Source organism: Paenibacillus sp. FW104-T2 (assembly GCF_058789975.1).
This window is the reverse complement of sequence record NZ_JBYTCE010000014.1, coordinates 127,178-151,287: the sequence shown is the minus strand read 5'-3', so window position 1 is coordinate 151,287 and position 24,110 is coordinate 127,178. Positions and strand designations below refer to the sequence as shown.

General features: G+C 45.2%; 18 protein-coding genes and 1 riboswitch. Of the genes, 14 read left to right on the top strand and 4 right to left on the bottom strand.

Going from position 1 to position 24,110, the window contains the following annotated elements; translation table 11 throughout:
* The first annotated feature begins 53 nt into the window (after positions 1-53).
* The 7 genes from AC3WQ3_RS18525 (at position 54) to AC3WQ3_RS18495 (ending at position 10,049) form a co-directional block, all read left to right on the top strand.
* Complete coding sequence (locus AC3WQ3_RS18525; RefSeq protein WP_367074100.1) at positions 54-956, top strand: LysR family transcriptional regulator; 903 nt, start codon at positions 54-56, stop codon at positions 954-956.
* The gene (locus AC3WQ3_RS18520) at positions 953-1,570 is read left to right on the top strand and encodes a CPBP family intramembrane glutamic endopeptidase (RefSeq protein ID WP_492473076.1); all 618 of its coding nucleotides are present in this window, start codon (positions 953-955) and stop codon (positions 1,568-1,570) included. The genes AC3WQ3_RS18525 and AC3WQ3_RS18520 overlap by 4 nt, the downstream gene beginning before the upstream one ends.
* Positions 1,571-1,825: 255 nt before the next feature.
* The gene (gene ppsA, locus AC3WQ3_RS18515; RefSeq protein WP_492473075.1) at positions 1,826-4,450 is read left to right on the top strand and encodes a phosphoenolpyruvate synthase; all 2,625 of its coding nucleotides are present in this window, start codon (positions 1,826-1,828) and stop codon (positions 4,448-4,450) included.
* Between the two features lie 239 nt (positions 4,451-4,689).
* Entirely contained in the window at positions 4,690-5,823 is a 1,134-nt protein-coding gene (locus AC3WQ3_RS18510) for a serine hydrolase domain-containing protein (protein WP_336780110.1), read from the top strand.
* A gap of 510 nt (positions 5,824-6,333) precedes the next feature.
* Positions 6,334-7,827, top strand: coding sequence for a spore germination protein (locus tag AC3WQ3_RS18505; protein WP_492473074.1), 1,494 nt, complete (start codon positions 6,334-6,336; stop codon positions 7,825-7,827).
* Positions 7,828-7,830: 3 nt separating this feature from the next.
* Complete coding sequence (locus AC3WQ3_RS18500) at positions 7,831-8,925, top strand: GerAB/ArcD/ProY family transporter (protein ID WP_492473073.1); 1,095 nt, start codon at positions 7,831-7,833, stop codon at positions 8,923-8,925.
* Positions 8,922-10,049 (top strand): Ger(x)C family spore germination protein, encoded by a 1,128-nt coding sequence (locus tag AC3WQ3_RS18495; protein ID WP_336780113.1) that lies wholly within the window; start codon positions 8,922-8,924, stop codon positions 10,047-10,049. Before AC3WQ3_RS18500 ends, AC3WQ3_RS18495 begins: the two co-directional genes overlap by 4 nt.
* Before the next feature lie 561 nt (positions 10,050-10,610).
* Here AC3WQ3_RS18495 and AC3WQ3_RS18490 read toward each other — a convergent pair.
* From AC3WQ3_RS18490 to AC3WQ3_RS18480, 3 genes are all read right to left on the bottom strand, one after another.
* Positions 10,611-12,107, bottom strand: coding sequence for an amidase (locus AC3WQ3_RS18490; RefSeq protein ID WP_492473071.1), 1,497 nt, complete (start codon positions 12,105-12,107; stop codon positions 10,611-10,613).
* 141 nt (positions 12,108-12,248) lie between these two features.
* Positions 12,249-13,229 carry an EamA family transporter gene (locus AC3WQ3_RS18485; protein ID WP_154893098.1) on the bottom strand — a complete coding sequence of 327 codons (981 nt, stop codon included), beginning with the start codon at positions 13,227-13,229 and terminating at the stop codon, positions 12,249-12,251.
* 144 nt (positions 13,230-13,373) lie between these two features.
* A riboswitch (FMN riboswitch) is annotated at positions 13,374-13,524 on the bottom strand.
* A gap of 82 nt (positions 13,525-13,606) precedes the next feature.
* Positions 13,607-14,110, bottom strand: coding sequence for a DinB family protein (locus AC3WQ3_RS18480; protein WP_492473070.1), 504 nt, complete (start codon positions 14,108-14,110; stop codon positions 13,607-13,609).
* 162 nt (positions 14,111-14,272) lie between these two features.
* Between AC3WQ3_RS18480 and AC3WQ3_RS18475 the strand changes: the two genes are divergently transcribed.
* From AC3WQ3_RS18475 to AC3WQ3_RS18455, 5 genes are all read left to right on the top strand, one after another.
* Positions 14,273-14,845, top strand: coding sequence for a CGNR zinc finger domain-containing protein (locus tag AC3WQ3_RS18475; protein WP_336780116.1), 573 nt, complete (start codon positions 14,273-14,275; stop codon positions 14,843-14,845).
* Between the two features lie 174 nt (positions 14,846-15,019).
* Entirely contained in the window at positions 15,020-16,393 is a 1,374-nt protein-coding gene (locus AC3WQ3_RS18470; protein WP_492473069.1) for an amidohydrolase family protein, read from the top strand.
* 665 nt (positions 16,394-17,058) lie between these two features.
* Positions 17,059-18,510 carry a branched-chain amino acid transporter BcaP gene (bcaP, locus tag AC3WQ3_RS18465; RefSeq protein WP_336780118.1) on the top strand — a complete coding sequence of 484 codons (1,452 nt, stop codon included), beginning with the start codon at positions 17,059-17,061 and terminating at the stop codon, positions 18,508-18,510.
* Positions 18,511-18,781: 271 nt separating this feature from the next.
* Positions 18,782-19,855 (top strand): hypothetical protein, encoded by a 1,074-nt coding sequence (locus tag AC3WQ3_RS18460; RefSeq protein WP_492473068.1) that lies wholly within the window; start codon positions 18,782-18,784, stop codon positions 19,853-19,855.
* An 88-nt stretch (positions 19,856-19,943) separates the two neighbouring features.
* A complete protein-coding gene (locus AC3WQ3_RS18455) occupies positions 19,944-20,876 on the top strand; it encodes a tyrosine-type recombinase/integrase (RefSeq protein WP_492473066.1) in 933 nt (310 codons plus the stop codon).
* Between the two features lie 266 nt (positions 20,877-21,142).
* Here AC3WQ3_RS18455 and AC3WQ3_RS18450 read toward each other — a convergent pair whose 3' ends face one another.
* Entirely contained in the window at positions 21,143-22,072 is a 930-nt protein-coding gene (locus AC3WQ3_RS18450; protein WP_127535696.1) for an L-lactate dehydrogenase, read from the bottom strand.
* Between the two features lie 313 nt (positions 22,073-22,385).
* Here AC3WQ3_RS18450 and AC3WQ3_RS18445 point away from each other — a divergent pair, with 313 nt between their 5' ends.
* Both AC3WQ3_RS18445 and AC3WQ3_RS18440 read left to right on the top strand, forming a co-directional pair.
* Positions 22,386-23,666 (top strand): VPS10 domain-containing protein, encoded by a 1,281-nt coding sequence (locus AC3WQ3_RS18445; RefSeq protein ID WP_154894347.1) that lies wholly within the window; start codon positions 22,386-22,388, stop codon positions 23,664-23,666.
* A gap of 136 nt (positions 23,667-23,802) precedes the next feature.
* Complete coding sequence (locus AC3WQ3_RS18440; protein WP_492473065.1) at positions 23,803-24,012, top strand: hypothetical protein; 210 nt, start codon at positions 23,803-23,805, stop codon at positions 24,010-24,012.
* Positions 24,013-24,110: the final 98 nt, after the last annotated feature.

Here is a 24,110-nt window from a genome sequence, read left to right as displayed (position 1 = left end):
TAGATAAGATAGATGGTTAACTGCATGATCATATACATGGGGGAACGAGCAAATTGGAATTAAATGACTTGAGGATTTTTAAAACTGTTGCGGAGCGGGGAAGCGTGAGCCAGGCTGCTGTTGAGTTAAGTTATGTTCAGTCCAATGTAACCGCAAGAATCAAACAGCTTGAAAAAGAATTAAAGACCATGTTGTTCACCAGGCATAAACGAGGAATGATTCTAAACGCGGAAGGTAAACGGCTGCTGATATACGCGGAAGAAATATTGGCCAAGTTTGATGAGATGAAACGTACTTTTCAGAGCGCGGATGCCCCTTCAGGTATTCTTAACATTGGAATCGTAGAAACGATGATCAGCTTGCCTGGTATACTATCCAACTATGTTGAGAAGTACCCCAATGTGGATTTCTCCTTGAATGTAGGTGTGAGTGAACAATTGCTTCAGGATGTGATGAATTTTAAATTGGATGGGGCTTTTGTTACCGGACCGATCAATCATCCTTTGATTGAGGCGAGTGAGATTTTTCGGGAGGAACTCATTCTTGTTACCAAGAGCAGTTCATTTACAATTGAAGATGTCACGAACACACCGCTATTGTTATTTAACAAAGGGTGCAGCTATCGTGAGAGGTTAGAAGGCTGGTTAAGGGAAGAAGGCATTGTTCCTAGAAAGATAATGCAGTTTGGCACATTTGAAACGATAATCGGAAGTGTTACCGCAGGGATCGGGATCACAATTGCTCCCAAATCTTCTGTAAGTCACCTGATTGAGGAAGGCAAAGTGCACGCATATCCTGTTTCTCAAACGTATAATGAGGTCTCAACTGTATTCATTCACCGGAAAGATTCCTTCCTAACCAGTACACTTCGTTCATTCATAGACGAATTAATGTTATCCGCGGATCGTAAGACAAATGGGTCAAATGTAAAAGGGTCAGAGTGGGGAAGGAAATGAAGAAGCCGGAACAATTACAAGTATATAATAAACCGGCAGTACCTCGACTGAAAGATGTAGCTATAGGTTATGTATCCTTGTTGTTCATGTGCTCTGCGGCACTATTTGTATTCGTTCATATGGATATGGTCTCCATGCAGCGTCTGTTAGCTTTTGAGAAACCTTTGCTTATGATCCTTCTTGTCCTAGGATGCTCGCTTGGCCTGATCTTATTTGGTGTTTTGATGACGTATCTGGTACCTGAGAAGTATATTCACGAGTCCAATAAGGAGTATGCCAATCAGCCCCTTTGTTACATTTTTATTTTTATGAGTTTGGCAGGTCTCTTTGAAGAGCTGCTGTTTAGGGGAATCATCCAGAATTTGTTATATGTCGTATTTGATGAGAAGTGGGTCGCAATTATTGCTTCATCAGCCTTGTTTGTAGCTTTTCACTTTTCCTATTTTAAAACGCCCATCATGCTGCTCAATATAGTGATACCAAGCCTTTTATTTGGCTCATTGTATGGGTCAACCAATAATTTAATGGTTCCTGTAATTGTTCACGTAGTGATGAATGTGGGCGTGACACTGTTGTTCAAGTATAAAGTCATCGTTCTAAAAAAAGATAAGTAAGACAAGGGCAAGGGATCTAATCGTTATAACCCATTACACCTGGATAAATTGAACGAAATACCCAAAAAAGGACCAGACATTTAGTCAGGTCCTTTTTTAATTATTGCATATCAATTAACACGATTGTATGATCAGTTCACGAGTAACTTTATGTATATGAGCATAGAAAGTCTATCTTATATTTTTATTTTAGCATGCCGCTAAAATCTTGTCAAAGGATTTTTTTCTCAATTTGATGATTAGGAGAGATGTTGAATGAGTTCTATGGTTCTCAGTTTCCAGGAGATCGAAAAGACACAGCTTTGGCTTGTGGGTGGGAAGGGTTTGAATCTAGGAGAATTATCCAAGAGCGAAGGGATTCAAGTTCCAGACGGATTCTGCGTTACAACGTTGGGATTCCAGCAAGCCATGGAACAGAACAGAACATACCACGCTTTGCTCAGTCGACTAACGATGCTTCATGTAGAAGAACGGGATCAAATTGGTGAAATCAGCAGAGAGATTCGGCAGACCATTATGAATTCAGAAATTCCTTACGAGGTTGTCGAGGCAGTAAGCCGCTACCTCAGCCAGTATGGAGATGAACATGCATATGCGGTGCGTTCCAGTGCAACTGCCGAGGATTTGCCACATGCTTCTTTTGCAGGTCAGCAGGATACTTATTTGAACATCATCGGCAAGGTAGCCATACTGGAGCATATTCGCAAATGTTGGGCGTCCCTTTTCACGGATCGTGCTGTAATCTACCGTATGCAGAACGGATTCGATCATAGCCAGGTATACTTGGCTGTTATTATTCAGAAGATGATTTTCCCAACGGCTTCAGGAATTCTATTTACTGCCGATCCCATGACGTCCAGCCGAAAACTCTTATCGATCGATGCCAGCTATGGTTTGGGAGAAGCACTGGTTTCTGGCTTGGTATCTGCGGATTGTTATAAGGTACGAGAAGAAGAAATTGTCGAGAAAAGAATTGCAACTAAAAAACTCGCAATCTATGCTCAAAAAGAAGGCGGGACTGAGACGCGGACAATTCATTCTGATCAGCAAAAAGCTCAAACACTCACGGATCTTCACATTTTGGAGTTAGCTCGGATAGGAAGACAGATTGAAGCTTACTTTGGTTGCCCGCAGGATATTGAGTGGTGCTTGTCCGATGGCACGTTCTACATTGTCCAGAGCCGACCAATTACAACGTTATTTCCGATCCCTGAAGTGAATGATCAAGAAAATCATGTGTATGTTTCTGTTGCCCATCAACAAATGATGACCGATCCCATCAAACCACTGGGACTGTCATTTTATCTCATGACGACACCTGCACCCATGCGTGTAGCGGGCGGGAGGTTGTTCGTGGATGTAACGCCTATGCTAGCCTCACCTGTTAGCCGAGAAAATATAGTGAATGCCCTTGGCAAATCCGATCCGCTTATCAAAGACGCTTTAATGACGGTAATTGAGCGAGGAGATTTTGTGAAATCAATACCGAACGACAATCCCGTAGAGAATTCCGATAAAGGTAATAGAGGTTTGCCTCCAGCAGGCACTCAAACACCAGTCGATGAACAAGATCCGTCCATCGTTGCGGATTTGATCAAGAACAATGAAGCATCTATAGAAGAATTGAAACAAAAGATTCAAACAAAATCAGGATCTGACTTGATTGATTTTATTCAGGAAGATATCCAGGAACTTAGGAAGATATTATTTGACCCGCGAAGTTCAGCTGTAATAACAACGGGTATGAACGCTTCGTTCTGGCTAAATGACAAAATGAATGAATGGTTAGGTGAAAAAAACGCAGCAGATGCAATCTCCCAGTCTGTTCCAAACAATATCACTTCCGAAATGGGGCTCGCGTTATTGGACGTCGCAGATGTGATTCGTCCTTTTCCTGAGGTCGTTCAATACTTACAACATGTACAAGAGGATCAATTCCTGGATGAGCTTGTTCAATTCACTGGTGGCCAGGAAGTACAAGAAGCGATCATTGCGTATCTAGAGCGATATGGAATGCGCTGTGCCGGAGAGATTGATCTAACCCGAACTCGCTGGATTGAAAAACCTTTGACACTTGTTCCCCTGATTCTGGGTAATATCAAAAACTTTAAACCGAATGAAGGGAGCCGCAAGTTTGAGCAAGGGCGACAGGAGGCTTTGAGAAAAGAAGAGGAATTATTAAGGCGATTGAAGCGGCTGCCTGATGGAGAGCAGAAAGCACTAGAAACAAAAGAAAAGATCGACATCATTCGTAATTTGAGTGGGTACAGAGAGTACCCCAAATACGGCATGGTTCATCGTTACTTCATTTATAAGCAAGCTTTGCTCAAGGAAGCTGAGCGACTAGTTCAAGCGGGGGTTTTGCAGGAAAAAGAAGATATATATGATCTTACTTTTGAAGAACTTCGTGAAGTGGTGAGTAACCGTAAAGTGGATAATCAGATGATCCGCAGGCGAAAAGACGAATATAAACTATATGAAAAATTGACTCCTCCACGTGTGATCACGTCAGATGGCGAAATCATTACAGGTAAGTATAAAAGAGATAACCTCCCAGCCGAAGCATTAGTGGGTCTCGCTGTCTCTTCCGGTGTTATCGAAGGGCGTGCACGTGTGATTCTGGACATGGAGGAAGCTGAGCTGGAAGATGGAGATATTCTCGTTACTGCTTTTACAGACCCTAGCTGGACACCACTATTTGTGTCCATCAAAGGGCTAGTCACCGAAGTAGGTGGACTGATGACCCATGGAGCCGTTATTGCACGTGAGTACGGCTTGCCAGCGGTGGTTGGCGTGGAGAATGCAACGAATCGTATAAAAGACGGGCAGCGAATTCGTGTGCATGGAACAGAAGGGTATATTGAAATATTGTCGTTGTAGCTCCAACTTCAGAATTGCAGCATGAGATTGAGTTTAAGACTAAGTTAGTTGTAGTTAGAGATATGCATGTTACCTTCAAGCCGCTAGTTTAGCGGCTTTTTTTGTTTTTGTGGAACAAGTTATTTCGGATGGTAGTCAACGCTTACAAATGGTCGTATAGTAGTAATATGTGATTCGTGGCGTGACCATGGTTCACAGTGTGCAATGATAAAAGATTCTACATAGAAGGACGGATAAACATGGACTTTAAACCGCTTGCTTCATTTATTGATCGCATCACATCCTGGAGAATTCCATGGGCTGAGGTGATGGTCATCCATCAAAATGATACTGTTTTCCACTATCGTAATGGTTACGCTAATCTGGAGGAGAACACCCCAATTACCGATGGGGCTATCTTCAATCTCTATTCCATGACCAAAATCATGACCTGCGTTGCAGCACTTCAACTTGTAGAAAGAGGGCATATGCTGCTCAGTGATCCAGTGTCCGACTATCTGCCGGAGTTTGCAGAGATGAATGTGAAGAAAATCATGCCGAATGGTGAGGTCAGATTGGAGAAAGCCACACGAGCAATTACCGTGCGAGATTTGTTTACTATGACCGCGGGCTTCTCGTATGACGTTGGTGCGCCATCTATCAAGGAAGCCGTGCAGAGCACCGATGGAAAACTGCCAACTCGCGAGTTTGCGAAAGCGCTCGCGAAGGAACCGCTTCTGTTTGAGCCAGGCACGCATTGGAACTATAGCATGTGTCACGATGTGCTGGGAGCATTAATTGAGGTGGTAAGCGGCAGACGTTTCGGGACATATCTGCAGGAAGAAGTCACCGGACCACTAGGCATGAACGACACAGCTTTTGATCTGAACGACGAGCAGCAGTCACGTCTGATTCCGCAATACGCATACAATGATGAACTCGAAAAAGCCATTCGAATGGACGGTAACGGGTTCCGTGTTGGTTCGGAATTGGAGAGCGGGGGTGCAGGACTGTTATCTACCGTACGCGATTATGCATTGTTCCTGAACGCACTCACTGGTCGTGGTACCAGTCCTGAAGGTGTTCGAATTTTGTCGCAGGTATCCGTGGAATTAATGCGGACAGATCATCTGAATGAGATGACTCGCCCTGATTACTCTTGGGATCATATGGCCGGATATGGTTTTGGACTCGGTGTCCGTACGCATATATCCAAGTCGGAGAGCGGTTCACTAAGCCCTCATGGCGAATTTGGCTGGAGCGGGGCTGCCGGATGCATGGCGATTATTGATCCCGACTCCGGGCTCACCGTCATGTATGCGCAGCATCTGCTTAATAGCCAAGAGCCTTACATTCAGAGACGTTTGCGCAATGTTGTGTACTCCTGCCTATAATTTGAAGGTGAAGGCAGGGCATCAGTAATTAAACCAAGTTTACTGGAAATTGTAATTTTACAAGATAATCGTATATTAGATATTTCCGTATAACGAGAGAGACAGGGACGCGTGTAATGACGTGTCCCTGTTTCTTATTTTTTGTCTAATTGGTAACTGTAGTTAGTATCTACATTGGAATTGAATCTGAAGTTGGTCTCCTATGAGGCACCATCCATCAGTCCGTCAACCATGTGTCGGATGGCTTTAATCATCTGGTCCAGATCTCGCAGGAGATTGGACAGATCATTAAAGTGATTTCCGACATCTCAAGGCAAATTAATATGCTTGAATTAAATCATCGGGTGAAGCGGCCAGACCAGGAAATAATGTACACAATTACAAGTCGCTATGTTTAGTGGCTTTTTTGTTTCAAGTTTGGAGTGTGTCTTTCCAAAGCAAAATGCATATACACGAGAATAATCGTCATAATAAGGAAATGCTGCTTGAAGAAGGGAGTAAAGTGAAAAAATGAACGCTCCATCTGGCACAATCTCGAAAGATGATAACATCACACCAAAATTGAACGAATCCACCGCCAGAATTCAAGAAATCTTTACGAATACTCCCGACTTGATCATTCGGAAGCTGTACATTAAACAAACCGGTGAACAGGCTGCCATCATATACATGGACGAAATGACTGACAAAACGATACTTAATCATGATGTCCTTGCTCCACTTCAGCTAGAGTCCGGGAACCCCTCGGAAGACTTCATCACAACAGTCGGGTATGTAAAGCCTTATTCTAAATGGGAGGATCTCAAACGTTCCATTATGATCGGCTATAGTGTGCTTTTTATTGAAGGGCGAAGTGAAGCCTATGTACTGGATACCAAAGGTATTCCTCAACGTGCAATTGAGGACCCACAGCAAGAACCTTCACTGAAAGGGGCGCATCAAGGATTTATAGAGAACGGTTCTCAAAATATAGCCATGATTCGACGTTATATCGCGGATAAAGAATTGAAGCTTAAACGGTATATCGTTGGGAGACGAGGACAAACGGCCGTATCCCTGCTTTATTTGGAGGATGTGGTTGATCCTGAGGTCGTAAAAGTTCTTGAAGGACGCATTCAATCCATTGATGTAGACGCCATTATTAACACGGGCGAATTAGTTGAGTTTATTGAAGACCAACCGCTAGCTTTGCTTCCCCAGATCATCATGACAGAAAGACCGGATACTGCTGCTTCACAAATACTGCAAGGTCGGTGTGTCGTTGTCGTTGATGGTTCGCCGAGTGTAGTGGTAGCTCCAGTTACGTTTATGTCCTTTTTTCAAACGGTTGATGATTACAGTTCCCGATGGTCCATCTCCTCATTTCTTAGAACATTACGAATTTTTGCTTTTTTTATCGCCATCTTTCTGCCGGGCTTTTTCATATCCGTTATTTCATTTCATTATGAAATTATACCCATGAAGCTGTTGTTGACGCTTGGTGAATCAAGGGGCCAGGTTCCGTTTCCTCCTTTCGTGGAAGCGATCATCATGGAACTGACTCTTGAAATGCTAAGGGAAGCAGGGGTTCGACTTCCGGCTCCAATTGGTCAGACGGTGGGCATTGTCGGGGGTATTGTCATTGGTCAAGCGGTTGTACAGGCTGGATTGATCAGCAATGTCATGGTTATCGTAGTCGCCTTTACAGCCATATCCTCATTTATTATTCCGAATCAGGATATGGCTGCTGCGGTACGATTAATGCGTTTTATGGTGATGGTTTTCGCCACTTGGTTCGGGTTCATTGGACTGGTAGTCGGCATGATGACTATAATCGGCAGATTAATAACGATAAACTCGCTTAACACTTCTTATAGTACGCCTATTGCTCCATTCAGACCTGTAGATTGGAAGGATACCTTACTCCGGTTGCCGTTATGGATGATGAACACGCGCCCGATCAGTACGCGGTCACGCCAGACAAGACGACAAGGAAATAGCAGGGAATGGAAGGAGAAGAAGTAGTACATGAAGACATATCGCCCGATAACGACGCTGCAATTCATCCTTATCATCTCTACTTTCCAGATCAGTGTTGCCTTCCTGGCTCTTCCAAAAGAGCTTGCAAGACATGCTGGAACGGATGGTTGGATGACCGTCTTTTTAGGATGGGGGCTCGCGATGTTAGCCTCTATGGCAATGGTGAAATTAATGACCCATAATCCAGACAGTACAATACTTGAATTAGTTCAGCGTTATATGGGCCGATGGGCGGCAAAACTGGTTACTTTTCTATTTATGATTTATTTTTTGCTGCTCGCATATGATGGTTACGCGGTTGCTACGCTGGTCATTAAACTCTGGTTGCTGCCGACGACATTAATTTATATTCTGGCCTTGCTGCTTCTGATTCCCACCTATCAGATTGCGCAGCATGGATTTCAGGTGATCGGGCGGTACACCGAAATTGTTTCGATGCTCTCCATATGGATTCCCCTGGTTTATGTGTCAACGCTGGATCGTGCTCATTGGCTTTATTTGCTTCCACTATTTAAAGAGGGTTGGCTTCCCATATTTACTTCCATAAAAATCATGATCTATCCCTTGCTGGGCATTGGACTGGTTTTATTTCTGTACCCTCATTTAGTGAAAAAGGAAAAGGCTATGACGGCTATGCTAATCTCCAATTCCCTTACTTGCCTGGCATATTTGGGGATCACCATTATTTGCTTTGTTTATTTTAGTCCTGATGAGATCGGAGAATACAATGATCCGGTGATCAGTATTTTGAAGTCTATTGAATTTCAATTTATCGAACGGGTCGAAGTGTTGTTTATTGCATTTTATATGTTTATCTTCTCATGTATATGGATTCCCTCCATGCACATTGTTTCCAGATGCTCTGCCACATTACTGGGAAAAGGTAAGGACAATATTCACCTTGCTGCATGGTGTATTCTCATGGCAATCAGCTTTTTCATCTATCGTCCCAGTTTTATGGCAGCTACACAAATTAACAATTCACTCAATCTCATCGGATTTGTGATGGAATTCGTATTACCTGCAGCCATTCTTTTGTATGTCGTTATTTTTAACAAATGGAAGGGAGGGAAACAAACATGAAATGGATAAAAAAAACGGGTGTTTCTATTGCAGTTTGCATATGGTTGTGTGCAATTACAGGGTGCGGAAGTGGAAAAACCAACTTGGAAGATGCTACCGTTCCATTGGCATTGGGCTTGGATGTCGAAGACCAAAAGCTCCATTATTATGTCTCCGCGCCTGTATTCAGCAAAGACATTCAAAAGAAAAGCCGTGAAGCGGAAGGGTTAGCTGAGGGATTAAGATCGTCCAAGAATCAGCAGGATGCTCAATTTCCAGGTTCGGTAGGAGGACGGAATTTTCAGGTCATTGTGGTAGGGAAAGAATTACTTAAATACAAGGATTGGTTTAAAGTATTGGATGTTACCTTCCGTGATCCCCGGAATACAATTACCGACAGGATCATCGCAGTTGATGGTCCAGTTTCGGATATTTTTAACTTCCAATCGAAGGATCAGCCACCAATACTCATCTTTTTAAAAGCGATTGTCGAATCAGGAAGCAAAATTTCGACTACGGTCTCAACAACTGCGCAAGAGCTTCATCGACAATTGTATGACCGGGCGATGACCCCTGCTATCTCGGAAATTAAGATTGAGAATAACAAGATCATGCTTAAAGGAACGACTCTCCTTTCACAGCAAGCCCAGTACCGAACTTCACTTACCTATCAGGAGACTTCACTTCTTCAGATTTTGAAAAAGGAGGCGGGACCCGGTATCAATCTCACTTTTCCTGTGGATAAACTACAACAAACGGTTCCGTATAATATAGATAAAGTAAGTTTTACTCTAGGAGGCACCTCAGTAAAGATTAAATCTTCTCATGAGAACGGGAAATTTCGATATAAGGTAAAAGTAAAATCAATTATTGCCATCACGGAAAAGTTTCTTGAGTTTGAACTCCAGGATAATTTCAATGACATGGAAAAAAAATTGAGCGAGGGAATGGAAGTTGCGATTGAGAAGCTCATTGAAAAATGCCAACACTATGAAATAGACCCTGTTGGTTTCGGATTCTATGCCCGGGCATATCAGTACCCGTTGTACAAGGAAGTGCAGGACAATTGGGGACAAGAGCTATCCCGTGCCCAGTTTGATGTCAAAGTTGATCTTCGGATCGCTGCCACCGGGGCAGTAGAGTAATCTATTAATAACTTGCTAGTGCGCGGTAATAACCACTATAAATAATGTCCTGATTAGTAGGTATACATGTTTCGGGTAAGGCTTGCTGCACAGGGAAATATGATATCGAGAATCCTCACTCAAGAGGCTTGGTACTTACACAGCATATTCATGCTCTCGCTACCGATGAATCAAGTCCATTCCTATGTTTATGGAATACCGCAATATTTGCTCGTTCTTCTGGTGGTTAGGTGATTGGGATGGAGATGAAAATCTACTTTCAGAGGAACAACTAAACGCAATTGATAATGTCATTAAGCTCATTGAACGAGACGTACCTTTTGACGGATGTGAACATTAAAATTTAAGAAATTCTCATTAAGTTACATAGTAAATATTATGTAAACAAACTGGGTGCGAAAATGGATACCTTAACTAGGTGTGCGTAATTCGGATCTGAAAATTGAACACACCTGCATAACGCAACGTTATTGTCACCATAAAGTCGAACACACAACTAACTCCGTGACTCTTGATTACTCAATTGGTCACGGAGTTAGATTGTTGTCCTTTTTCTTTAACTTAGAAAGGGAAAAGCGGGTTTCCGTTCATTCCGATCCACAGTCCGGAAGCTTCCAATTGGCCAGCCAGATGGAGCAGCCAGTCTTCACGCCCTTTGGTTGCCATCACTTGCACGCCCATCGGCAAGCCATCCGCTGTGAGGTGCAGCGGAACACTCATTGCAGGCTGGCCTGTCAGGTTGGCGAGTTGGGTGAAAGGAGTGTAGGTGAGACTTGGTTCAAACATTTCATAAATCAATTGCTGCTGATGCACCTTATCCAATTCGCTAATCTGCATCAGATGCTGAATCTGCTCCTCATGAGGAGTTAGCTCTCCAACCTTTGGTGCAGGAAAGGCATTAACCGGTGTGATATAGAAGTCGTATCGCTCGAAGAGCGTAGACATCTGTGCGGCAGCCACGTCCCATTCGGCAAGACTGTGAACGAATTCTGCAGCCGATACCTTTTTGCCTGCCTCAGCCAGCACCCAGGATTCAATCTCCATATCGCCGGAAGTCAAAGATCGGCCCATAGCATGCTCCATGGAGGCGATCATCGCCGCCATTTCACCGCTGTTCATCATATAATAGTTCTCCATCAATCGAACACCGTTGACCGGACTCAATTTTTCCTCCACGTGATGACCTTGTTCCTCCAGCCACCGAACCAGCTTGTACACTGCTTCCTTCGCATCCTCACTAACCGGGGTGCCTACAGGTGAATCCGTGGTATAAGCGATCTTTAGTTTGCGTTGGTGCGGGTAGTTCATATCGGCCAAGTAACTGCCCGGAAAGAGCGGGGCATGAAACGCGGCTTCTGGCTGAATGACCTGCAGGGTATCCAGTAAGGCGGCGCTGTCTCGCACAGTCCGGGATAGCGCGAAGTCGATCGATGCACCTTGCCATTGACGGCCTACACCTGGTCCAACAGGAGTCCGTCCCCGAGTAGGTTTTAGTCCGAATAGTCCGCTGAAGGAGGCTGGAATCCGGATCGAACCCCCGCCATCACTGGCTCCGGCCATGGGTACGATACCCGAAGCAACAGCTGCAGCTGCACCGCCGCTTGAACCTCCGGGTGAATGATTCTTATTCCATGGATTACGACTCGGACCATGAAGACGTGGCTCAGTAATATTTTTGAGGCCAAATTCCGGTGTGTTCGTGTGTCCAATGATAACGAAGCCTGCATCCCTGAGTTTGGATACAAAGTTAGAGTTGCGCAAAGCTCGATGATCCTTGAGAAGGCGGGAACCGGAAGTCAGAATTTCCCCCTCCAGCGATTGCGAGATGTCTTTGAGGAGCAATGGAACGCCTGCAAAAGGCTGCTCACCAGGACGAACATAGCCGGCTTCCTCACGTGCGCGTGTTTCATATGTACGAATGACCGCATTAAGCTGCGGGTTAACTTCTTCTAGGCGAGCGTAGGCCGCTTCCAGCAATTCAACGGGGGAAACCTCCCGTGAGCGAACCAGTTCAGCCAGACCTATGGCATCATAGGACGTATATGAAAATGAAGACATGACGATCGTTCCTCTCCGAAAATATGAAATAGTATAAATACCTGTCCATATGTCATCGTACCACTGGAATTATAAAAAGACAAAAGGCACTGCCGATCCAGAAGGATGTGCAGTGCCTTTAAGATATAAATAAGATCTTTCTTACTCTGTCCGAAGCTTAGGAGCTGCGTCAGCAGCTGTGGTAGATCGTTCCTGCTGTTTGGATATAGCGAACAAAGCAATCCAGATGAGAATGAATCCAAGCAGCTGTTCCCATGTGATGAGCGTTCGGAATGCAATCCAGTTCACAAGCACACCCGCCATTGGGAAGCTCAGCTCAGCCAGTGTGGCTACGGAAGCTTTGGTGGTCGAGAGACCTTTATAGTATAACAATAGACTCAGTAAGCCTGGCAGTAGCGCCTGCCCCAGAATGTTGAGCGCAACAGCTGCCTGTTCTCCTGCACCGGATGGTAAGGTCCACGCTGCGCCTTCGTTCCAGGTCATGAAGATCAGCAAGGGCAGAGCTACGACAAAGCGAAGGGAGGTGACCGTTTCATAACGGGTTTGCCCCAGCATCAGTCGGCCCATCACCGTAGAGCCGCCCCATAAGGCAGCAGCGCCAAGTGACAACAGGCTGCCCGCATGAATCCAATTGTTCCAGTTTCCAAGCGGAAGAGTAAATCCAAATGTAAGCAGATAAGTTCCGATAAGAGCAACAACAAATAACCAGCCGAAGCGGCGCGGCAGTGTTTCCTTCAGTAAGATCTTAGCTAAAACAATCGCGAAGATGGGCTGCATTTTTTGCAGCAATAAAACGGTATTCGGATCATTGTGTGTCAGTGCGAGCGTGAATAATACCGTTGCCAGTGCAGAGCCACCCCATGAGATAAAGATAACGGCGATCCAGTGACGGGCTCGCAGATGTTTCAGGTCGGCGCGGAATTTCCATAAGACGGGTATAGCGACCAAGCTCACGATAATATGTTCCACCAGTACAATTTGAGTGGAGGTCATGGTTTGCAGCAAAATGATGCGGAACAATGGATCTACGCCCCATAGGGCAGCACCGAGAACAACGAGCCAAAATCCGGTATTGCTTCGTTCCTTGCGATAAACGGTTGATGCATGCTGTGTCTTTTCCATATTCAGGACTCCTTCGTCAGAACACGGAATCTTCAGTTGGCAAAATCGACAAAAGCCCCCGTTTTGGCATACACCAAATAAACGGGGGCTCATCCATGAACATATCGTCAGGAAAGAAACCTTCCCATAGGCGGTATGTCATGTGTTGATCTTCTCTCATCCGGACTGTACCGTCGGCCTTGGAGTCACACCAAGTCAGTCGCTGTTGTCCTAAGCAGTCAACAGCGAGTCGCGGGCTGGTTCCTATTGGAACATCACCGCCGGTTGGGAATTGCACCCTACCCCGAAGATCCTATTCAATTTATAGGTTATAGTACAAGTTGTAACATTAATAAGTTCATCTTATTCCTGTAAGCGCTAGCAGTTCAAGCATTTTTTTAGAAAATGATGTTCCAGCTTCCTTGCTGCCTGCGAAGAAGTACAATCTGACCCGCGTGATATGCGTCGTGAAGAACCCAGCGGGCAAGCGTTTGAGCCCAGTTCTGTTCGGAATCCAAATAGGCTTCTTCAAGTCTGGAATCCTGCAACTTAACCAGGTTATTGTGCAACTGCTCTGCAAGCTTAGTGGTTCGCTCTACAAGTTGGCTCCAGCCAACCTGGTCCAAGGGGTCACCGGGTTTGCCAAACGTAGCTTCATTCGATTCAGCAGCAGGTGTAGAAGGAGCCCGATCTTGAAGACGCTCTAAAATCCGCTCGTTGTAATAATACATATGATTGACCAGCTGCCATATGCTTAGTCCTCCTGAAGGAGGGATCCAAGCTGCTTGCTCTGCGGTCAGCCCTTCAATCGCCTTCGACAAAGGGACGATCCAGTTACATTGATCCCAAGTATCTTCTTTCTGAATAACCAACACATCTAATGCAGTTGTAACAGACGTCATTTTTAAAATTCATTCCTCTCTTGTGGAACTCATCTCATGACTTGCGTCTTCATGCTTGTAACTAGCTAATATGGTTTGAAATGGTTACAATTAATATAACACAATTCAAACGAAAGTAACCATCTTTTATGAATTTAGATGGTTACAATGCCGGAGGTATAGATGGATAGATTATGGACAGATTTTGTAAATAGCGACTATCATGATTGGCGCGGCGGGGATCGATCTGAAGACAGACTGGGAAAAGCAGGCTGGCAGCAGGATTTCTTGAATCGTTGGCAATTAGAAGCACAAGTTTCGGCATCGACTGAAGAGGAATCCGCTATGAGAATCTTTAGAGATAAGTTACAGTCTCTGGCTATCCGTTTGTCAGCGGGAACGCCCCTAACGGAGAAGGATCAAGCATGGTTAAATGACTCTATGCGGTGTGGTGGGGTAATCAGACAACTAATTGCAGAGGATCAAAGACTGGATGTTAAGCTGGTTCCCATCCATGCGCATTGGTTTCAGGTGATGGCAGAAGTCGCTGCTGACTTTGCAATTACACTGGTGGAGGGCGATGGAAAGAGAATTCGATGCTGTGACAATCCGGACTGCCGCTGGATCTTCTATGACGATACTCGCAGTAGGACACAGAAATATTGCGATGATAAAATGTGCGGCAATCTAATGAAGGTGAGACGTTTTCGAGCGAAACGTAAGCTGGAATCCAACGGAGATAAAAATGAAGTTTAACGATGTAAGAACAGTCATCACTATTGATAGTCGTTTGGTGTTCAGAATTGATAAATATTAACAATCGGTATATAATGGTTATATACTAGCGAAAATATAGTCACAAATCATATGTAAGGACAAGCAATGCGGATCAGATCATTTTACAAACCATTACGATTGGAGAGGTGTCTCATGGGGACAGGTTATCTATTGAAAAACGGTTGTGTATTATCGATGGATGCTCGTATTGGTCAGTTTAACAGGGCAGATGTACTTATTCAGGACTCTTTGATTGCAGCCGTTCAACCGAATATCGTGGTGTCCGATGCAGATGTTGTGGTGATCGACGCATCAGACATGATTGTCATGCCTGGACTGGTGGATACACACCGGCATATGTGGGAATCTCTTGTGAAAACGGCTGGAACGAACTGGTCGCTGCCCGTGTATCTGCAAAATCTGTACTATGGTGCCATGGGAAGCAAGCTTCGACCACAGGACAGCTACATTGCCAATCTTCTGGGTTCTTTGGAAGCGCTTAACGCGGGTGTGACGACGGTACTTGATTGGAGCATGCCATATTCATCTGATCATACCGATGGACTTATTCGTGGGCTGCAGGATGCAGGGATCCGGGCTGTCTTTGCTCACGGTGTTCCAGGGGAAACCGCCTATTGGAATCGGGAAAGTACCCTTTCATACCCGGAGAATATCAGAGGGGTGAAGGAGCGTTATTTCTCCTCTAGTGACCAATTGGTCACGTATGGACTAGCTATTCGCGGCCCAGAGTTTAGCCACTGGGATACAACGGTGCAGGACATTCAGCTCGCAGAAGAACTGGATGCAATTTGTTCAATGCATGTCGGGTTTGGCAGCTGGGGATCTGCAGACCGTTCCATTAGCCGAATGTACGAGGCAGGGCTGCTTACCCCGCGTATTAATGTCGTTCACGGCAATACGATGGGCATGGACGAATTCAAAATGCTGGCAGACACTGGAGCCTCTTTGTCAGTTACGCCTGAAGTAGAAATGATGATGGGACATGGCTATCCTGCTACAGGATATTTTCTGGAACATGGTGGTACGCCAACGCTTGGCGTGGATGTGGTGACTTCGACAGGTGGAGACATGTTTTCACAGATGAAATTTGCGTTGCAAGCTGAGCGTTCCAGAACGAACGAGTTATTGCTTGCGCAAGGCGAAATGCCTGGAGAGCTGAGTTTACAATCGAGTCAGGTACTGCGGTTTGCAACTTCGGCCGGTGCACAGGCTTTAGGGCTGGAGCGGAAAACAGGTTCAGTCACACCGGGAAAAGAAGCCGATTTGATTATGATTCGCACAACCGATCTGAATTTGTTCCCCGTTCACGATCCGATCGGTGCTGTTGTTCAATTCGCCAATCCATCCAATGTGGACACGGTCTTTGTTGCAGGAAAACTTGTGAAGCAAAATGGTAAGCTGCTGCATGTGAACCTGGACGACATTCGAAACAAAGCGATGGAAAGTAAGGAATATTTATTAACCCAGTATCAGATGTCTGATGCGGATCGGATTGTGTTTTCTTAAAGGTTTCAAAACCAATCGTGGTTAAAGCAAGGGTTGTTGCCAAATAACAAGAACAGTTTCTACGGGTATAAAAATGTGATTGAAACCAATGGACAGGATTTGAGCTGGGAGTAAAGCTCGTATAAATCTTTGGCCGAAATCATTGGTCGAGAGACACCTGTCTGACACAAGAATAAATTGCATTGAAAGGAGCCGCTAAATGTAGCGGCTTTTTTCTATATCTAAACAAAGGAAGTCGACTATCGACGAGAGTAGGGGTGGAGACGTAGCCTTCAGACGAATTTTGGCGCGAAGTGACAGCAGAAAAAGACGAAAAAATTCTTTATTTATGTAAATGCTTATAACAACGAGTTAAAGTGGTGTATGCCTTTATAAAAGCACTCAAAAAACTGCGCATAATATAAATTATACGCAGTTTTGTTTTAAATCGATTTTCATTTAACGACCTATCCAACAGTTCATGATATTATTCGACTCAAAAGAACAAAATAGTAAAGTGATGAAAAAAATAAATTTAGCATAGCAACGCGACAACGTGTAGAATACGCTAGATTTTTGTAGGTGATCGGTAATATAGAACAAACGACTTTTTTATAGAACAGATCGAGATGAAGCAGCTAGGAAGGTATACTTCAGTCTACGTTTGTAATGAGAGGAACATGTCTATGTCAGAGAATCAGAAACGATCTTCGCTGCTTCGGAAAAAGCCAATTGCCTTCGGAGAAGAAAACAGTGCGTTAAAAAGGGCGCTAGGTCCTTTGGACTTAACAACGCTTGGAGTAGGAGCAATTATCGGTACAGGGATTTTTGTATTAACAGGAGTCGCAGCGGCAAATTATGCTGGTCCTGGATTGGTGCTCTCTTTTTTGCTTGCAGGCATCATCTGTGCATTCGCTGCACTATGCTATTCCGAATTCGCATCCAGCGTACCTGCTTCAGGGAGTGCATACACGTATAGTTACACTGCTTTTGGTGAAGTCATTGCTTGGATTCTAGGCTGGGATCTGATTCTGGAGTATGGATTCGCCAGCGCGGCCGTGGCCAGCGGGTGGTCCGGTTATTTTCAGTCGCTGCTGTCAGGCTTCGGATTACAGCTGCCGCATGCACTCAGCAGTGCATACAATCCTGAAAAGGGGACCTATTTCGATGTTACCGCAGCAGCCATCACGTTACTAATCACCTTCCTGCTCACCCGTGGAGTCAAGGAGGCTGCCCGTGCCAATGGCATTATGGTAGCGATCAAGATTATTGTCGTGCTGATTTTTATCGGAGTGGGTGTGTTTTATGTACAGCCTTCTAATTGGCAGCCGTTTTTGCCGTTTGGCATTTCAGGGGTAACCGCTGGTGCGGCGACAGTCTTTTTTGCCTATATTGGATTTGATGCGGTTTCCACGGCAGCGGAGGAAGTCAAACGACCTCAGCGCGACTTGCCTATAGGCATTATTGCTTCCTTGGCAATCTGCACTGTGCTGTATATCGTTGTATCCTTGATTTTGACAGGCATCGTGCCTTTCCACATGCTGAATGTTAGTGATCCGGTTGCTTTTGCGTTTGAATTCGTTAATCTGCATGGGCTGTCCTGGATTGTGGCTCTTGGTGCAATCACCGGGATAACAACCGTTCTGCTTGTTATGATGTATGGGCAGACCCGTCTATTGTATTCCATGTCACGTGACGGATTGCTCTCCCCGGTATTCTCCAAAATCAGTGGTAAAAGTCAAACGCCGGCGACAGGTACATGGGTGGCAGGCATCATCATTGCGTTATTCTCGGGGTTCATCTCACTCGGTCATCTGGCTGAGCTTACCAACATCGGTACATTGTTTGCATTCGCAGTCGTAAGTCTGGGCATTATCGTTCTGCGAAAAAACAACCCTGATCTCAAACGAGGCTTCAAGGTGCCTTTTGTTCCATGGATTCCGATACTGAGTGCAATTGGTTGTGTATATCTGATGACCCGTCTAGCTGCTCTGACATGGATCACGTTTTTCGCTTGGCTGATTATCGGTTTGATCATTTATTTCATGTATGGACGTCACTACAGTCACCTGAATCCTCTGCGGAGAGGATCAATAGCCATTGATCAACAGCCGGTGAAGTCAAAGGGAAATAAATAATAAAATATCATGGCTATGTATCACTAGATATTCCTGGTGCACTCACTACCCCATACTGCCTAGCTTACACTAGAGCAAAATGGGGTTTTCTGTTATAAAGCAAAGGGAAAAAAGAAAAAGAAAAAGAAAGTTGGCTTAAGACCTATATTCGGGTATCTATTAAAGTGCATGTCCATACTCGACTATACCCAGCTCAGGGTTGCGGTCAGTTCAAATATGACATATATTGAGGGATGTGACATGCCATCAGACATAGGAGAGGGGATGTATCATGAACACATCAATACATACGAATCAGCTTCATCTGAATCCGAATTTCGGGTTTGCACTAGCAGACTCTGTCGTACTTGCAGAGGCAAAAGTGAATATCTCACATCCTGAGGGAAAAAATGCCTCGCAGCTGGAAATGGACCCGGATCGCAAGCTGAAAGATGGACGCAAAGTATCCGTTATTGCACAGCAGCTTGATGCGCCGATTCACCGGGATGACGCTGCGATCATATATGGTCAGGAGCTGGGTTTCGTTCAATATCCTGTTTCTTTGAAATCTGAAAGCACGATTTTCTTAGATTCCATAGAAGGGATCGAGCAACCTATACCGTGGGGATGGACCGATTTTGCAGAGGGTGATTACGAGCTTCGGATTTCATTGCACCTGAAAACGCCCCGGATTGCCGAAGGTCCTCTGGAACCTGAACAAAAGGCTTTGGTAAAATACGCTCAGGTCATTACGGTATTATTGAATTTGTTTCCAGCAGAAGCAATTCCGCATTCATCTGCCGTTTCATCTACATGGAGCAGAGATCATCATGTATTTGACGGGTATGGCAGTGGTGGATTTATATTGGCGGATCTGCCGCGCATGTCAGAACGAGTGGAAGAGCTGATTGGTTCTGGTGATCATAACTTGATTGAACAATTCGGTGAGGGTGACCTTTCGGACACTTTATTGGAAGAAGGACTGATGGCTATGGCGTGGGGCGTATCTCCGTGGTGTTACTCAATCTACTCCGCACCCGACAAGCAATCGGCTTCCATACTTGCAGTGGACAAGCTTGGTGAGGAGCCTGAGTTCAGCGGGGTTTACCGGATTGCACCAGCTGTACAGCAGTTAAGCATCGTACCTGCTCATGAACTGGCCAACTGGCCAGCATGTGCCACAAAGGATTGGCCCGTGATCGATGTATCAGGAGAAGGGGAGACTTTGCATATGGACCTGTATGTACAGATCTGCGAATCGGTTAACGGTTTGTATGAAAATCCGCTGCCATCCTTTGTGCTAACACGCAGCGAAGGTCGTCCGAAGGAGATTAGCCCACTTATTGATGTCGTCATTGTTGATTAAATGAAACTGAGTTTATTTCAAGAACATGAAGTGAGCGAAATGGCTCGCCTTACTTATACACTAGAATGAATCGTGGTGACGAATACCGATGATAAGCGAAGAAATTCAGGAGCAATATGCTGATGAGCTTGAAGCTTTTCACATATGGATGAAAGACGCCGGTTACACGGGACACACTGTAAAATCATATACAGGTGACGTCGCCGAATTTCTACTTTCTATTCAAGGAAAGTCGCTGGAGCAGGTGAAAAAGCTGCATGTCTTATCATTTCTGTCACGTGCCCGCGAACGTGGAGTTAGTGATGCGACAAGAAATCGCAAACATGCCGCGGTAAATTGCTTCTTCAAGTCGCTAATTGAATTGGAAGTGTTAACGAATAATCCTGCGTCAGGAATCAAAAAATCCAAAACCGAGAAAAATCGGGCCCCCGTCTTTCTGGATGAGAGCGGTCTGGAACGATTCCTGCAATCGGTAGAAGGAAAGTACCGTACACGTAATCTTGCGATCTTTCTGTTAATGGGTTATATGGGATTGCGGGTTGGTGAAGTCCATGCGCTCAACTGTAAAGACTATAATGCGGAGCGGCGCACGCTGGACGTCTTCGGTAAAGGCCGTAAATGGCGTACACTCCCTGTTCCGGAGATGGTTGCTGAGCTGTTAACCTTAGCTGTAGAAGAGAGATTATCTCCATGGCGGGCGAAGGAAGAAGCTTTGTTTGTTTCGCAAAAAGGGAAGCGATTATCCATTCGCAGTATTCAGCTCATATCGACGGAAACCTTCGAACGTTTTCAACTGGAGTCTCCGACTCATCAGCGTTTCCACTATTCTAGCCATAAGCTGAGACACTCATTCGCAACCATGATGCTGCGGCGCGGCGCCGACCTGCGTACGGTTCAGGAATTGCTCGGTCACGCATCGATTCAAACCACAACCGTTTATACGCACGTTACCAGCCGGGAGAAGGAAGAGGCAATGGCTCTGCTGGACGTCAAACTTCCGGAGTTTGCAAGTGAAAAGTAACGTGTATCAATCCAGACCTGTCCATGAGGGCAGGTTTTTTTATTTTCGAGCACAGTGCAATATCAACAATTCGATGAATCGCAGTATTCGTTCGGGGTGTTTAAAGTCAAATACATCTTTTTAGTTAACGAAATTAATGTTATGTAAACAAAATGATATTAAATCATATCATGTGCCCACCGATTATAGATTTCATACGAAAGAACCATCCGAATCAGCATGATATGCGATCCAGATGGTCCTTTGGTTATATTAAAATAATGACATTATTCCAATCCTGCAATCTGTTCCTTTAATTTGTTTGCTGAAGCCTGGAAAGCGACTTTCTCTGTCTCATTCAGTGGAAGCGGTAATATTTCACGTACTCCGTTGCGATCCACCACACATGGAACTCCGAGATAAACATCGGAAACGCCATTGTAGTCCTCCAGCAATGTAGATACGTTTAGGACCGATCCTTCATTGCCCAAAATGGCTGCTACAATACGATCCAAAGCAAGTGCGATTGCATAGGAAGTGGCTCCTTTGGCATTAATAATCTCATAAGCCGCATTTTTGGTGCGATCAAAGATATCCTGCTGCGTTTCCTCGTCGAGATCCAGATCTGTTCCCGCCACGTTGGCTAGACTCCATACAGGTACTTCGGAATCACCATGTTCCCCAATGATGTGTGCATGAATACTGCGGGGATCAATGCCTTTGTTTTTACCAATCAGGTAGCGGAAGCGGGCGCTGTCGAGCAAGGTACCGGAGCCAATCACCCTTGAAGCAGGCCAGCCGCTCTGTTTCCAGGACGTATAAGATAATATGTCTACAGGATTGGTGGCTATGAGTAAAATACCATGAGAGTTCACTTCGGTAATACGTTCAATGATATCTTTGAATATGCTGGCATTTTTCTTCAGTAGATCAATGCGGGTTTCACCAGGCTTCTGGGAGGCCCCGGCTGTAATGATAATGATGTCCGCGTCTTTGCAGTCCGAGTAGTCACCAGCCCATACTTTGACGCCTCCGGTAAATGGAAGCCCGTGGTTCATATCCAGCATTTCACCTGTAGCCTTATCATGATTCACATCCACAAATACCAACTCGGATGAGCGCTGTCTTAACATCAGCGTATATCCCGTTGTTGTTCCCACCGCGCCCATGCCAATAATGACAACGCGACTCGGCTTAAGCAAAGCACTGTTTACCATGTTCATATCCTCTCCTTTATGGGTAGACTTCCATCCATATTAAGGTATAAATGTTTGAAAAGAAAGCGATGTCTATAAAATATTTCACTTTCGTTGTCTGTTTTAGGAAGATTGAGTCGAAAGTATGGCATGGGCATCCAACTATGGAACGAGTACTTGATACAGGTTCCTTTTTGACACCCTGTTACCCAAGATGAGCCTTTTCGACATGGTTTGTGGTAGAATGGGAGAAGTGGATTCGAATGAATCGTAAAATGTATACCGATCGGACAGGCATGCGCGCCTGCTATTGGATGAGAGAGGTGAACTCCACTTGCGTTTGCAATGGACCAAAATCGCGCAGACAGCATTGCTGTCTATAGGAATAGCTGCCCTACTGGCTGCCTGCACCGACACAGGTCAGACTCCGGTGGCAGAACCGCCCCAAGAGCAGGAAGAGATCGGAAATACCGGACAGACATTAACGGTTGTTCCACCTGATAACAGTACGCAAGCGACTACAGATACGGCGGAATACCAGATCCAGACACGTCTGACCGACTTCCAGCTGCTTAATGACAACGGAGGATTGGCGTGGGGGGTTACGAGAAACGCACTGCGTTTATACTACACTCAGGATCAGGGCGTAACCTGGACGAATATTTCTCCTTCGGAGAACGTGCAATTTCCGGCCAACCCGCAGTATGGGCAAAGCATTTATTTTGTGGATCGTACCCATGGATGGATCGTTCGTGAAGGGTTGGGTGGAACTGATACGATGGTCTTGCGCACCAATAATGGGGGAGTAAGCTGGAGCTTGTCTTCCTTGTCCCAGACGGACAAAGTCACTGCCATATCCTTTGTATCCCCGGAGAAAGGCTGGATTCTGACTACGGTGGATACCTCCATCGGGAAGCAGGATAAAAAGCTGTATGTTACTGAGGATGGGGGGATCACCTGGAAGGAGATGTCATCCAGTGATGAGGACGATCAGCCGGCTTCGGCCGAGATTCCGACACGTGGATATACAACGGGCTTGACTTTTTCTGATCCGAAACACGGCTTCTTGACAGCCCTTGAATTTGGAACTCCGAAGCTGTATGTCACAACAGATGGCGGAGAGAATTGGAAGACCGGACCGACATTTTTTGACCGGAACGACTTCAATGGGTGTGGCAATTTTAACATTGGTTCACCTCAGTTTTTTGGTCGGGAAGCGAAGGGGGCCTGGATGCCTTTAACCTGTTCCAGCGGAGATTATACCAAGTTCAACGGATACTTCACAGATGACGGAGGTAAGAGCTGGACTTTATCGACCTTCGGCCTGAATAAGCAGAAGGGAATCAATCGCAACCTGACTCCTGCTTTCCTGAATGCATCAGAAGGTTGGGTAGTTCAGTCGGGCACAACATACCAGACCAAGGATTCGGGAAAAAGCTGGAAGGCACTTCCGGGCAGTAAAGTCCTGGACGGTATTCTGGAGGATTATCCGGAGATCGTGAAGCTGCAGATGGTTTCCTCGAAACTGGGCTGGATTCTGGTAGAGAATACGGATACCAAGAGATCCTTGCTCCTGCAGACTGTGGATGGTGGTATGCAGTGGAAAGTGCTGTAGGTAAGCTAAATATAGGCGTTATTTAGAAGAGAAACCATCGTGTTTCTTTTCTTTTTAACTACTATGTGAAATAAATCACAATAACTTAGTTTAAATGATGTTATATTGAATTCAAGAAGAGATGGGAGTGATGAAGATGAGAACCAATGAACAAACTCAATTCACGCAGGCGGACGAACTAACGAGATACATGCTTCACTTATGCTACAATTGCGATGATGCCAACCGTTGCACAACCGAAGAAGAAGTGAAGGCCTGCATGGCACAATACGCACAGCCAAAAGAACCCGAACAAGCGGAGGGAGCAGAAGCAACTCGCGGTTTCATGAACCTGATGTATGCATAACAAACAATGCAAGATAGAGCATGGTAACAGATAGAATGCTGGTGTAGTGAATGTAAGCCCCTGATTAGGGGCTTTTTTTTGCAACTAATCTTGAACTT